The sequence below is a fragment of the Acinetobacter sp. SFB genome, assembly GCF_001647545.1.
Lineage (GTDB): Bacteria > Pseudomonadota > Gammaproteobacteria > Pseudomonadales > Moraxellaceae > Acinetobacter.
This window is the reverse complement of the sequence record NZ_LSZH01000011.1, coordinates 122430-134600: the sequence shown is the minus strand read 5'-3', so window position 1 is coordinate 134600 and position 12171 is coordinate 122430. Positions and strand designations below refer to the sequence as shown.

The following is a 12171-nucleotide window of genomic DNA, read 5'->3' as shown; positions in this document are numbered from 1 at the left end:
ATTAAAATTGCGATGACGGAAGAAATTCCTGAACGTGAAGCGAGATCTTATGAAACGCCGAATGGTGATACCATTTTCATTACACAGCGTGATGGGTCGTTTTATGCTTATCAGAATCTCTGCCCGCACTTACAGGTTGAGCTGGAGTTTTTAGAAAACCAGTTCTTGGATCGCGATCAGGAATTGATTGAATGCTCTACACACGGAGCACTGTTTTTGGTGGAAACGGGTGAATGTATTTCTGGACCCTGCCAAGGACAGTCACTTGAAAAAGTAGCAATCAATGTGCATTCTGACGGTGGAATTTACCTGAACGAAGAGTAAATAGCATACAGCCTATTGGAATCTTGCCATGCTTGAGTTTTTACAGAACCCTGACTTAATCCCGTTTCATTTAAGTTTATTTGCTTTAGTTTTACTCAGCATGGCAGAAACCATTGGTTATTATTTTAATATTCGTCCTACTCAATATCTAAAGAAACTGTCGCCAAAGAAGCTCTCTGAATCGCCCTTACTGAATGTTAATTTTTCCAAAACACTAATTGTTGTGTTCTTGCTGATGAACTTCAGTTTTTCTGGCTATTTTCTTCAACTTTGTGTCTATACCCAGCAACAGAAATTTCTGCCTGCTTTTTACTTAATCATCCCTGCACTCATCATTGCTATTTTCTTTACGGTATTTATGATTCATTGTCTTGATCAAGTCATCAAACCGACATTTACCAGGCAACAAGTGAGTTTGCTTGGCCGTTTGGCAACGATATCAAGTGGCAATGCCCGTCCTGGATTTTCTGCACAAGCCCGCGTTAGAGATAGTTTTGGTCAACTGCATTATGTTCAAGTGCAACCGGAATTTGGCGAACTTGAATTTCAATCGCAGATTATTTTGATTCGATTAAAAAAATCACACTATATTGCTAAAAAAATATCTAAGTCCAATTCCCTCTTTAGCATGGACAACCAGCATTAACATTCAGGTAGCAAGTCATAAAATTTAATTTTAAAACATAAAAAACCAGTTAAGTTAGCCACGTAACTGGTCTTGGAAAGAAAATATTAACGTTTAAGAAAGCCAGAAACCAAGTTCATCACTTGCTGAATATCATTATTGGCTTCCTGTTTATTGGTTTGCTCACCTTGAGGTGTCAAAGAATCAATAATTTGCGGTAAAACTTTTGAAATTGCAGCATAAATATCCTGTTTTGGTACTTGTGCTTCCTGTGCCACTTGTTCTACATCTTGCTCATCAAACAGTTCTTGAACCTGTTGCTGATCTACACTTGCATTCTCACCCGGACCTGTAGATACCCAATCATCTACCTGCTTATTTAAGCCTAAACCTTTTAATTTATCCAGAGCGCCTTGTATTCCCCCTTGCTTTTGAATCCATGCTAAAACCAGAGGCAAAACTGCAATTAATAAAGTTTTTGTACTACCACCGCCTAAACCGCCAGTTTGCGTTCTTGACTGATTTTGTTGTGTACCGCCTAAATGTCCCAAAACCGATCCCAAAATACCACCTAAACCGCTTTGTTGATGCTGTTGGGATTGCTGGTTGGGTTGAGATTGCTGTTGCGTACTGTTACCACTGATTTGTCCGAGCACAGCCCCCAAAATCCCACCTAAACCACCTTGTTGCGATTGGTTCTGTGATTGACTTTGCTGATTATTACCCAAAGCTTGTTTCGCCAATATTTCCACAATATTACTCAGGTTTGTCATCATATTATCCTTATAGAAGCTCTATAAAAGCATACGATGCTTTCAAAACCGGCAATGAAGGCAAATTGTTAAGTTTTGCAAGATTTAGCAAAGATATAAACAACTTGGTCTTACCAGCGGAATTTATTCCAGTTTTCAGGATTTGCCCAAAACTTGGAATTAAACCAGTCCGGTACATGTTTATAAGTCAGGATATTAAATTGCCATAAAGCAAAATTACTGTCATGCCGGGTTTTATCAATCAGCTGGGTAAACCCTAACGAACGTAATAATTTCTCATCTTGCAACTGACTCACCACCACAATACGTTTCGCCATTAAATCGCGCAGCTTGACCAGCAATTGCGATTTTTGAATATCAGAAATTTCAAGTAACTCTGGTGAATCAAGTAATACCAATCCCAAATCATATCGCTGGGTAAAAGGCAGATTTAAAAACTCAGTTACGTTAAAATAGTGCCATTGAATTGATTGATTGTTGTCGTATTGTGCCAGATTTTGACCAATACATAATGCAGTTTGAATAGGCTGTTGTTTAGATAAATCGTCTAGCATTGAAGCAATGACATTTTGTTCAGCCATAGCTGCATCCTTATTATTTGAGAGAGTATTCTTCATGGAACTACAAGGCATTTGCCATAAAATGCACGCAGGTCTAAAGGACCCTATTGTAACTGATCAGCAGACCTGCAAGGCAAATGTAGAATATAAATTTGTACTGGATCGCGCTGAAATTGATCTTCCATTTACTTTGGGACAAGAAGTCGAAATTGAATGGACCGGTAATATTTACTGTGTTTCCTGTGGCAATAAAACGCCCAAATCCTATGCGCAAGGTCACTGTTTCAAATGCTTTAAAACTCAAGCCTCATGCGACATGTGCATTATGAAGCCTGAAACTTGTCACTATCATTTGGGTACGTGTCGTCAAGAGAGTTTTGCGCATGAAGTCTGTTTTCAGCCGCATATTGTTTATCTGGCCAATTCCAGTGCTTTAAAAGTGGGAATTACCCGTCAAGGACAAATGCCGACTCGGTGGCTCGATCAAGGTGCAACACAAGCTCTCCCGATTATGAAAGTTGGTTCGCGCCGTCTATCCGGTCAACTGGAAATCATGTTTGGAACACAGGTGGCAGATAAAACTGATTGGCGAAAACTGCTAAAAGGTGAAGCTGAGCCATTGGACTTGATTGAAGTGCGTGAACAGTTGATTGAAGAATTTGCGCCAAAAATTCAGACTATTCGTGATGAATTTAGTCAGAATCTTGAATTTAATGAAACTGTGGAAATCATGGAAAGTGAACTTCCACGTGAGTTTGTTTATCCAGTGAATGAATATCCGGAGAAAATCAAATCACACAACCTAGATAAAACCCCGATTATTCGTGGCAAATTATTCGGCATTAAAGGTCAATACCTGATTTTGGATACCGGTGTGATTAATATTCGCAAATATTCAGGCTATGAACTCAAGCTACGCGCTGAATAAAACTTGATGTAGCCAATAAAAAAACCTGCGTTAACGCAGGTTTTTTTTATTTCATAGAAAATTATTTAATTTTTGCATGCGATTTGAGATATTCAGTGTAATCATCCAGTTCTTGTTGACCACGAAGTTGCTGGTACAACTTAGACAATTCATTTAACTGCTCATCGGTTAAAGCATTAGCTGTAGTCTTATTTACATTCGACACGGCAACCACCACCAACTCGTTTGGCAATGAAGCTGTAGTTACTGACCACATGCCTGCTTTTGGTGCTGGAACACTGAATGCGGCACGTTCAATCTCACGTTTCAAACCTTGTGAACGCGTAAATACACCTGCACTTTCAAATGTGATATTGCTTTTAGCTACTACAGTTGCAGCAGGTTGTGAATTAAAGCTATTCAATGCATTTTGAATTTTCGCCTTAGCTGCATCAGCTGCTTTTTGTTCAGTCAGTTTAGCTTTCACACGAGGTGTTGCCTCTGCCAAGGTTTGTACACCGGCAGCATGATAATTACGTACTTTCACCCAAACCGTATCACCATTTGCTAACTGGATACTGCTTGAAGCATTACGGTCACCATTTTTCACATCATCATTAAATAGTTTAACTTTTACATTTGCATCACTCAACACCGGATGTTGAGTCGTTAAAGTCATCCCTTTGAATGATTGAACGGTAACCCCTTTCAATTCCTGAGCAACGACATCAAGTGCATCACTACCGACAACCATCTCATTCAGGCCATTTACAGTATCTGAGAAGGCATTTGTAGATTTGTTCTTTTGCAATTCAGCCAGCAAACGTGGTTTTTCAGTTTCAAACGATGGAAGCTTAACGGCTGCCGCTTCTGTTTCAATTAAATGATAACCATATTGGGTTTTAATCGGCGCTGATACCTGAGCTGACTTTAACGAAGCCACCGCCTGGTCAAATGCATCGCCAAATACACCTTTGGTATATGCCTTTACCACACCACCTTGGGCTTTAGACTCAGTATCATCTGAATATTGAGCTGCAGCTTGAGCAAAGCTCATGCCTGCTTTAATTTTCGCAGCGACATCAGTGGCTAATTTCTTCGCTTCAGCATCTGAACGCGTATCTGCTGCAATTAAAATATGCTTCACCAGTGGTTTAGCATCTTTCTTTTGCGCATCTACATATGTTGCATAGGCTTGCTGTAATTCAGCCTCTGTCACTTGCGTATTCGCCGGCGCAACATTTGCTGGTGTCAACACAACATAATCTACATCTACACTTGCAACTTGTTTAAATGAATTTTGATGTTTGTTGTAATAAGCAGCAATTTCTTGAGCTGTTACTTTTACATTTTTCTTGTATTCATCCAGTTTAATACTGGCAAGATGCAATGTACGTTGTTCAGTTTGCAAATTCGCAATTTGTTCAATATCAAGCTTACTCACCAACGCATAATCCATAAAGGTTGATGTCAACATTTTTAAGGCATGGTCTTGACGTAAATTCGCAATTAGAGCTTGACTGGTCATCCCCACTGAACGCAAATAATTTGCATACAGGCTTTCGGAAAATTTACCGTTTTCTTGAAAACTCGGCTGCTGTGCCACCATTTGCTCAATCTGTGCATCACTTAAGGAAATACCCAAATCTTCTGCTTGTTGCAATAACAAGGTACGAGCCACTAAGGTATCCATCGCTTTATTTTGAATAAAAGATTGATTCAATAAAGTTTCGTCACCATTGGCATAAGCCAAGTACTGTTCTTTAAATGTTTTGCTCAGTGTTTCTAGTTCTTTTTTAGAAATTTCTTGGCCATTGACTAATTTTGCTGTGTCTTCTGACTTCCCACCACTAAAATATCCTTCAATACCTACAAGCGCTAAAGGGGTTAAAAACAAAATGAGCAGTGCTTTGCCCAACCAACCCTTAATAACTTTACGAAAAGATTCCATAAGTATTCCAATATTTTATTTGTGAGGGATTTTACCCGAAAACCCACAATGAATGAATGAGTTCAAACCGGAAATCGGCATATTAATAAAAAACGCGCCTAAGCGGCGCGTTTATTGGCTGTAAAAAAGATTAAGCAACAGAATCTTTTAAACCTTTACCAGCTTTAAAGCTCGGTACTTTGCTTGCTTTAATTTCTAAAGCTGCACCAGTCTGTGGATTACGACCAGTACGTGCTGCACGTTCTTTTACGTTGAATGTACCAAAACCAACAAGTGTTACAGTATCACCAGATTTAAGTGCTTCAGTAATTGAAGCAATTGTCGCATCTAAGGCTTTACCTGCATCAGTCTTAGACAATCCCCCTTTCTCTGCAATTGCATCGATTAATTCTGATTTATTCATGAAGATTACGTCCTCTTAATATCGTTTATTTAAGGTCTAAGGATTCCATAGCACCTTTATAGCAATGGTTCAGGGCAAAACGCAATACTCTGGATATCGATTTCTGCAAAATAAATGCGAAAAAAATTGTTGAAAAATGCAGAAAAAGCAAAATTGTTTCATTTTTTTACAATTTGCGCTTTTAAAAACTTATTTTCTTCGACTAATAAATCGACCTTGCTATGTAGCTGTAAAATGAGACTTTCTAAATGCTGAATGTCTTTTACCGTGACCAAACCAATTCGGTTCAAGGAATGATTCACACTATGGTCAATTAACTTCTCCACCTTATCTTTAGTATCAGTCACTGACTCTTTGGCTTTCTCGGAGACCTTTTCCACAGTTTGATCAGCGATTTCCGTGGTTTTTGATTCCAGCTCTTCTCCAACTTTGACTAAAGAGTCAAATAATTTATTTCCCTCTTCTTCTGCACGTGAAAAAGCACCTAAACCGGCAAGCCAAATTTGTTGCGTATATTTACGAAAATCCAGTCCAGACTTCCGTCCCATACGTAATTTATTTTTTGTTTTATCAGTAGTTTCTGGTTTTTGTTGATCATCGTCTTGATCTTCTATCGGCTTATCCATTCATCCCTTCTCCTGATTGTTTTATGCACTGTTAAACATATTTATCCACAAAATACACTGATAATAGCAAATTAAATACTTGATCGATTTGCTAAACTGTTCTACAAAGCAAGATTATTATATATTTAGCGTAAGTCCTGAAGCATATTTTACGAGCTAGGATGCTCTATTTCAGGTAAGGATTGAGTTTTATGAGTGAATCGCAACAATATCAAAAACAAAAGCATTTGTTGCTCACAATGGCTATGATTGTTCTTGAAACAATTTTTACCCTCATTTTGAAGCATGATCGCGTTATTGGTTTACAAGCTAAAAAATTTATAGATCAAAAAGTTGCGATTAAAATTAATAGTTATTTGCCTTACTTTGATTTTTACATCCAATTTAATGAACATGGCGTTTTATTTGACACCAAAGCACCAGAACAGCCAGTTGATCTGGATATCCGCACCACTCTCATGGATTTAGTTAAAGTTTTTGTGTTTGCCAATCGCCGCAGTATCAAAAAAATGCGGATCGATGGTGATATCACTTTAAAAGATGAATTTCGCGATTTAGCTTTACTTTTCAGCTTGCCAAAAGTTTTATCGGATTGGAAACAGTGGTTAAATGAACCGAATGATGAGCAAGATATTATTGCTTCAAAAAAACGTATTGTACCTCTTTTGCAAAAAATTGACTTACAGCGCTCAAAAATTAACAGCTTGGAAGTTGAAGCCAAGCAATACCAAAATCGTATCCGTCGCCTTAAACAAAAACAGAAAAGAATCAATATCTCGTTCGTGGTAACGACCGTACTTTTGATTGCGTTATTAGTGTATAATTTATGGCTTGCATAAACATATAATTTTTCTTATAAAAAGAAACATTTTAAAGCCTCATAAAATACTTGACTATTTTAGTCAGGATTCTTAAAATCGATACATCTAGTCTTAACATGTGTATCGAATCATGCGTCTTACTACTCGCGGTCGCTACGCAGTGACTGCTCTACTTGATTTAGCTTTGCAGCCAACTGAACAAACGATCACGCTTGCTGAAATTGCAGCTCGTCAAACTATTTCTGTTGCTTATCTTGAGCAGTTATTTGCGAAATTAAAGCGTCACGGCTTAGTTTCTAGTGTACGTGGTGCCAACGGTGGCTACCATCTTGCTCGTCGCGCTGATGAAATCACCATGTTAGAAATTATTGAAGCTGTAAACGAAACAGTCGATGCAACTCGTTGTGACCATAAAGGCAACTGCCAAAATGGTGCAATGTGCTTGACTCATGATTTATGGCAAGAACTCTCCGACCACATCGCCGATTATTTAGCAAAAATTACGCTTGCTGATCTTGTAGCACGTGACAACGTACAAACCGTTGCAATTCGCCAAAATTCACCAAGTTTTGATTCAGCCCTTTTATCGGTTACAGGTATTTGACATGAAACGTCCGATTTATCTTGATTATGCAGCAACTACTCCTGTAGACCCTCAAGTTGCAGAACGTATGATGGAATGCTTAACATTCGATGGTACTTTCGGTAATGCTGCATCTCGTTCTCATGCTTACGGGTGGCAGGCGGAAGAAAAAGTAGAATATGCACGTGAACAAGTTGCAAATTTAATTAAAGCAGATCCACGTGAAATCGTGTGGACTTCTGGTGCAACTGAATCTGACAACCTTGCATTAAAAGGTGTTGCACAATTCTATGCCTCTAAAGGCAAGCACATCATTACCAGCAAAATTGAACATAAAGCAATTTTAGATCCTTGCCGTGAACTGGAAGAAGAAGGTTTTGAAATCACCTATATTGAGCCAGAACCAAAAACCGGTTTAATTACCGCTGATATGGTTAAAGCTGCGATTCGTCCAGATACCATTCTTGTTTCCCTGATGATGGTGAACAACGAAATTGGTACCGTGACTGATGTTGCTGCAATTGGTGAAATCACCCGTGCACATAAAATCTTTTTCCATGTCGATGCTGCTCAAGCTGCCGGTAAAGTTGAAATTGACCTTTCAACCATGAAAATTGATTTGATGAGTTTCTCTGCTCATAAAATTTATGGCCCTAAAGGCATGGGCGCGCTATTTGTGCGTCGTAGTCCGCGTGTTCGCCTTAAAGCTCAAATGCAGGGCGGCGGTCATGAACGTGGTATGCGTTCAGGCACCCTTCCAACTCACCAAATCGTGGGTATGGGTGAAGCCTTTGAACTTGCAGGTAAAAATCTAGTAGCTGAACAAAACCGTCTGCGTGTATTACGTGACAAACTTTGGAACGGCTTACAAGGTTTAGAACAAGTGTTCTTAAATGGTCACCCTGAATATAATGTTGCAAACTATCTCAATGTCAGCTTTAACTTTGTTGAAGGCGAATCATTGATGATGGCACTGAAAGATGCTGCGGTATCTTCTGGTTCTGCATGTACTTCTGCAACACTTGAGCCTTCTTATGTGCTTCGTGCATTAGGTCTGTCTGATGAGCTTGCTCACAGTTCGATTCGTTTCAGTTTTGGTAAATATACCACTGAAGAAGATATCGACCATGTACTAGAAGTCACCAAAGCTGCTGTACAAAAATTACGTGATCTTTCTCCTCTTTGGGATATGTACAAAGATGGCGTGGATCTGTCTACAGTCGAATGGGCTGAACACTAATTTATTCTTGGCATCTTATAGAATTTCAGTAAGATGCCCCCATATTAATTCTTATCAAGGCTGACCCCGAGGTTTGGAGACGCATCATGGCTTATAGTGAAAAAGTAATTGATCATTACGAAAACCCCCGTAATGTTGGTGTTTTAGATAAAGACGCTGAAAATGTGGGTACAGGTATGGTCGGTGCACCCGCTTGTGGTGACGTTATGCGTCTGCAAATTCAAGTGGATGACAACGGTGTAATTGAACAGGCACGTTTCAAAACTTATGGTTGCGGATCTGCTATTGCTTCAAGTTCGCTGGTGACTGAATGGCTTAAAGGTAAAACCTTAGACCAAGCACAAGCAATCAAGAACATTGATATTGCAACTGAACTCGCGCTTCCTCCAGTAAAAATACACTGTTCTGTACTTGCTGAAGATGCTATTAAAGCTGCTGTTGAAGACTACCGCAGCAAAAAAGCTAAAGCTTAATCGCTTTAAGTTTTGAATAAGGAATAATGGAGTTTTCATGATTCATTTAACTGAAAATGCTGCAACTCATATCAGCAATTACTTAAAAAATCGCGGTAAGGGTGAAGGCATTCGCGTTGGCGTGAAAACTTCAGGCTGTTCCGGCTTGGCATATGTACTCGAATTCGTTGATGAAATTGATACACATGATCAAACCTTTGAACAGTTTGGTGTTAAGGTTTTCGTTGATCCTAAAAGCAGTGTCTATCTAGAAGGTTTGGAAATGGACTATGTGAAAAATGGCTTAAACGAAGGCTTCGAATTTAACAACCCCAATAAAAAAGGTGAATGTGGTTGCGGTGAATCTTTCACGGTTTAATCAACCCTTTCCATTCTTTTTAAAAATTAAAACAGTGTAAAATACACTGTTTTAATTACATTTATATTTGCAGTTATTTTTATAGAACTTTCGCGGATCAAATCTCCCATGAATCATTTTGAGTTGTTCAATCTTCCTGTAGCACTCGATATTGATTTAGCAGTTTTAAAAAATGAATTTTTAAAATTGCAGCAACAATATCACCCCGATAAAGCTGAAGACAAAGATCAGGCATTGATCAAGTCAAGTGAAATTAATCAGGCGTTTAAAGTTTTATCTCAAGTTGATAGTCGTGCGGGATATCTGCTTTCGTTAAAAAAACAAGATCATCTGCTTGATCAGTCCATCAGCGATTTTGATTTTTTACAATCTGCGCTGGAAATTCGTGAACAGCTGGATGAAGCCCACGCTGCCGAAGATTTGATTTCACTTAAACAAGAAGTTCAACAATGGATGGACAGCTTGGTTCGTGAATTTAAAATTGACTACACTGAAGAAGACTGGACTGAAGCGCGCGATACAGTGCGTAAGTTACGTTTCTTCCAAAAAGTCATGGCGGATATCGACAAAGCTGAAGATCGCTTTTTAGATGATGATTCTTTCGATCTTGACGATGATTTTTAATTTATTTTTACTTTTAGACGTTCAAAGGATGTAACACAATGGCTCTCTTGCAAATTGCAGAACCTGGTCAATCAAGTGCGCCCCACGAACACCGTATTGCCATTGGTATCGATTTAGGTACAACGCATTCTTTAGTGGCTACGGTTTTATCAGGCAAAGCCAAAGTTCTTAACGATGAACAAGGTCGCGTGTTACTTCCGTCGATTGTGCATTATGCAGATGACGCAACCCAATATGGTGATGAAGCAAAAGCCTTCATGACCAGCGATCCTAAAAATACCATTGTTTCTGTTAAGCGCTTTATGGGTCGCTCAAAAGCGGACATTAAATTTCAACACCCATATACATTGGTGGGTGAAGATCACCAAATGCCAGCTTTTGAAACCAGCCAAGGGCGTAAAACCCCAGTTGAAATTTCAGCTGAAATTTTAAAACAACTTAAAGAACGTGCTGAATCTAGCTTACAAAATCCAATTAATGGTGCAGTGATTACTGTTCCAGCCTATTTTGATGAAGCTCAACGTCAAGCCACTCGTGATGCAGCCCAATTGGCCGGTTTAAATGTTCTACGTTTGCTGAATGAACCGACTGCTGCTGCGGTGGCTTATGGTCTAGATCAAGAAAGCAATTTAGCGTCTGATCGCAACTATGTGATTTATGACCTGGGTGGCGGTACGTTTGACGTTTCAATCTTGCGTTTTAGCCAAGGTGTATTCGAAGTTTTAGCGACGGGTGGTCATACTGCCCTCGGTGGTGACGATTTAGACCGTTTAATCGTCAAGTGGGTGAAGAAAAAGCTCAATATTGAAGCTTTAAATAATTCAGAACATGCTCATCTGATTGTCGCTGCACGTAAGGCCAAAGAAGCATTAACAGAGTTAGAATCTGTTGAGCTCCAAGCGCTAGATCAAGTTTTAACTTTAGATCGTGCAAGCTTTGAAGACATCATCAAAATTGCTTTAGATAAAACAATTAGCGTATGTAAACGCGTGATGCGTGATGCCAAGCTTGAACTGGATGATATACAAAACGTCGTTCTTGTCGGTGGTTCAACCCGTTCATATGCAGTACAAAAAGCAGTTCGCGATGTGTTCAATCAAGAACCGTTATGTACAATTAATCCCGATGAAGTGGTTGCAATTGGTGCTGCTATTACTGCAGATCAGTTGATTGGTAACAATACAGATGGCTCGTTACTGCTGGATGTGACCCCACTCTCTTTAGGTTTAGAGACCATGGGTGGCTTGGTTGAACGCCTGATTTCACGCAATACTGCTATCCCAGTTGCACGTCGCCAAGAGTTCACCACTTATCAAGATGGTCAAACTGCAATGTTGATCCATGTGGTACAAGGCGAACGTGATCTGGTTGAACACTGCCGTAGTTTAGGTCGTTTTGTCTTACATGGCATTCCACCGATGACTGCAGGTCAGGCACGTATTGAAGTCACTTTCCAAGTCGATGCAGATGGCTTGCTGACCGTTTCAGCAACAGAGACCACCTCTGGCGTACATGCGCAGATTGATATTAAGCCTTCTTATGGCTTATCCGATTCCGATACTGAGCGCTTATTGATTGAAGGTTTTAAATTTGCTGAAGAAGATAAAAATCTTCGTCATTTGCAAGAAACCAAAGTTGAAGCACAACGTGAACTTGAAGCCCTGACCCAAGCATTAAAAGTAGATTCCAACCTACTTAACACTGAACAACTTGTTGCTTTAGAGCAAGCCAAAGCTCAACTTGAAAATCAATTATCGACGACTGATATCAAAGCGATTGAACAGGCTGTAGAACAGCTTAAAATACATAGCGATGCCTTTGCTGCCGCACGTATGAATCAACATATCGATGCTGCGCTTAAAGGTACTCAACTTGATGACTGGTCAAACTCACCCGAATAAAT

The 12171-nt window shown here is 39.4% G+C and carries 15 protein-coding genes; 10 read left to right on the top strand and 5 right to left on the bottom strand.

Annotation, left to right across the window (positions count from 1 at the left end):
• Positions 1 to 12: 12 nt before the first annotated feature.
• Positions 13 to 324 carry a Rieske (2Fe-2S) protein gene (locus tag AY606_RS05145; RefSeq protein ID WP_171255367.1) on the top strand — a complete coding sequence of 104 codons (312 nt, stop codon included), beginning with the start codon at positions 13 to 15 and terminating at the stop codon, positions 322 to 324.
• A gap of 28 nt (positions 325 to 352) precedes the next feature.
• Positions 353 to 970, top strand: a complete 618-nt coding sequence (locus AY606_RS05140; RefSeq protein WP_067865736.1) for an OB-fold-containig protein — start codon at positions 353 to 355, stop codon at positions 968 to 970.
• Positions 971 to 1056: 86 nt separating this feature from the next.
• Here the strand turns inward: AY606_RS05140 and AY606_RS05135 are convergent, their stop codons facing one another.
• Positions 1057 to 1722, bottom strand: coding sequence for a YidB family protein (locus AY606_RS05135; protein WP_067865733.1), 666 nt, complete (start codon positions 1720 to 1722; stop codon positions 1057 to 1059).
• 110 nt (positions 1723 to 1832) lie between these two features.
• The gene (locus AY606_RS05130) at positions 1833 to 2303 is read right to left on the bottom strand and encodes a DUF6231 family protein (protein WP_067865731.1); all 471 of its coding nucleotides are present in this window, start codon (positions 2301 to 2303) and stop codon (positions 1833 to 1835) included.
• 34 nt (positions 2304 to 2337) lie between these two features.
• Here AY606_RS05130 and AY606_RS05125 point away from each other — a divergent pair, with 34 nt between their 5' ends.
• On the top strand, positions 2338 to 3210 hold the full coding sequence (locus AY606_RS05125; RefSeq protein WP_067865728.1) for a DUF2797 domain-containing protein: 873 nt from the start codon (positions 2338 to 2340) through the stop codon (positions 3208 to 3210).
• Between the two features lie 61 nt (positions 3211 to 3271).
• Here AY606_RS05125 and AY606_RS05120 read toward each other — a convergent pair whose 3' ends face one another.
• From AY606_RS05120 to AY606_RS05110, 3 genes are all read right to left on the bottom strand, one after another.
• Positions 3272 to 5140: a SurA N-terminal domain-containing protein gene (locus tag AY606_RS05120; protein ID WP_067865725.1), complete on the bottom strand. Its 1869-nt coding sequence runs from the start codon at positions 5138 to 5140 to the stop codon at positions 3272 to 3274.
• 130 nt (positions 5141 to 5270) lie between these two features.
• Complete coding sequence (gene hbs, locus AY606_RS05115) at positions 5271 to 5543, bottom strand: non-specific DNA-binding protein Hbs (protein WP_004651791.1); 273 nt, start codon at positions 5541 to 5543, stop codon at positions 5271 to 5273.
• A gap of 158 nt (positions 5544 to 5701) precedes the next feature.
• Positions 5702 to 6169, bottom strand: coding sequence for a phasin family protein (locus AY606_RS05110; protein ID WP_067865721.1), 468 nt, complete (start codon positions 6167 to 6169; stop codon positions 5702 to 5704).
• Between the two features lie 191 nt (positions 6170 to 6360).
• Between AY606_RS05110 and AY606_RS05105 the strand changes: the two genes are divergently transcribed.
• From AY606_RS05105 to hscA, 7 genes are all read left to right on the top strand, one after another.
• Positions 6361 to 7008 (top strand): hypothetical protein, encoded by a 648-nt coding sequence (locus AY606_RS05105; RefSeq protein ID WP_067865718.1) that lies wholly within the window; start codon positions 6361 to 6363, stop codon positions 7006 to 7008.
• Between the two features lie 112 nt (positions 7009 to 7120).
• Positions 7121 to 7594, top strand: a complete 474-nt coding sequence (locus AY606_RS05100; protein WP_067865715.1) for an Rrf2 family transcriptional regulator — start codon at positions 7121 to 7123, stop codon at positions 7592 to 7594.
• A 1-nt stretch (position 7595) separates the two neighbouring features.
• Entirely contained in the window at positions 7596 to 8813 is a 1218-nt protein-coding gene (locus tag AY606_RS05095; protein ID WP_067865712.1) for an IscS subfamily cysteine desulfurase, read from the top strand.
• Between the two features lie 86 nt (positions 8814 to 8899).
• Positions 8900 to 9286, top strand: a complete 387-nt coding sequence (gene iscU / locus AY606_RS05090) for a Fe-S cluster assembly scaffold IscU (protein ID WP_067865709.1) — start codon at positions 8900 to 8902, stop codon at positions 9284 to 9286.
• Between the two features lie 37 nt (positions 9287 to 9323).
• On the top strand, positions 9324 to 9644 hold the full coding sequence (gene iscA / locus AY606_RS05085) for an iron-sulfur cluster assembly protein IscA (RefSeq protein WP_067865704.1): 321 nt from the start codon (positions 9324 to 9326) through the stop codon (positions 9642 to 9644).
• A 108-nt stretch (positions 9645 to 9752) separates the two neighbouring features.
• A complete protein-coding gene (gene hscB, locus AY606_RS05080; protein ID WP_067865701.1) occupies positions 9753 to 10268 on the top strand; it encodes a Fe-S protein assembly co-chaperone HscB in 516 nt (171 codons plus the stop codon).
• Between the two features lie 38 nt (positions 10269 to 10306).
• On the top strand, positions 10307 to 12169 hold the full coding sequence (hscA, locus tag AY606_RS05075; RefSeq protein ID WP_067865698.1) for a Fe-S protein assembly chaperone HscA: 1863 nt from the start codon (positions 10307 to 10309) through the stop codon (positions 12167 to 12169).
• The last annotated feature ends 2 nt before the right edge of the window (positions 12170 to 12171 follow it).

Excerpts from the sequence above, each read along its gene's own strand:
- hscA (WP_067865698.1), top strand. The coding sequence starts at position 10,307 with ATGGCTCTCTTGCAAATTGCAGAACCTGGTCAATCAAGTGCGCCCCAC.
- iscU (WP_067865709.1), top strand. The coding sequence starts at position 8,900 with ATGGCTTATAGTGAAAAAGTAATTGATCATTACGAAAACCCCCGTAAT.
- AY606_RS05125 (WP_067865728.1), top strand. The coding sequence starts at position 2,338 with ATGGAACTACAAGGCATTTGCCATAAAATGCACGCAGGTCTAAAGGAC.
- AY606_RS05120 (WP_067865725.1), bottom strand. The coding sequence starts at position 5,140 with ATGGAATCTTTTCGTAAAGTTATTAAGGGTTGGTTGGGCAAAGCACTG.
- AY606_RS05110 (WP_067865721.1), bottom strand. The coding sequence starts at position 6,169 with ATGGATAAGCCGATAGAAGATCAAGACGATGATCAACAAAAACCAGAA.
- AY606_RS05095 (WP_067865712.1), top strand. The coding sequence starts at position 7,596 with ATGAAACGTCCGATTTATCTTGATTATGCAGCAACTACTCCTGTAGAC.
- AY606_RS05100 (WP_067865715.1), top strand. The coding sequence starts at position 7,121 with ATGCGTCTTACTACTCGCGGTCGCTACGCAGTGACTGCTCTACTTGAT.
- AY606_RS05135 (WP_067865733.1), bottom strand. The coding sequence starts at position 1,722 with ATGACAAACCTGAGTAATATTGTGGAAATATTGGCGAAACAAGCTTTG.
- hscB (WP_067865701.1), top strand. The coding sequence starts at position 9,753 with ATGAATCATTTTGAGTTGTTCAATCTTCCTGTAGCACTCGATATTGAT.
- AY606_RS05140 (WP_067865736.1), top strand. The coding sequence starts at position 353 with ATGCTTGAGTTTTTACAGAACCCTGACTTAATCCCGTTTCATTTAAGT.
- iscA (WP_067865704.1), top strand. The coding sequence starts at position 9,324 with ATGATTCATTTAACTGAAAATGCTGCAACTCATATCAGCAATTACTTA.
- AY606_RS05145 (WP_171255367.1), top strand. The coding sequence starts at position 13 with ATGACGGAAGAAATTCCTGAACGTGAAGCGAGATCTTATGAAACGCCG.
- AY606_RS05130 (WP_067865731.1), bottom strand. The coding sequence starts at position 2,303 with ATGGCTGAACAAAATGTCATTGCTTCAATGCTAGACGATTTATCTAAA.
- hbs (WP_004651791.1), bottom strand. The coding sequence starts at position 5,543 with ATGAATAAATCAGAATTAATCGATGCAATTGCAGAGAAAGGGGGATTG.
- AY606_RS05105 (WP_067865718.1), top strand. The coding sequence starts at position 6,361 with ATGAGTGAATCGCAACAATATCAAAAACAAAAGCATTTGTTGCTCACA.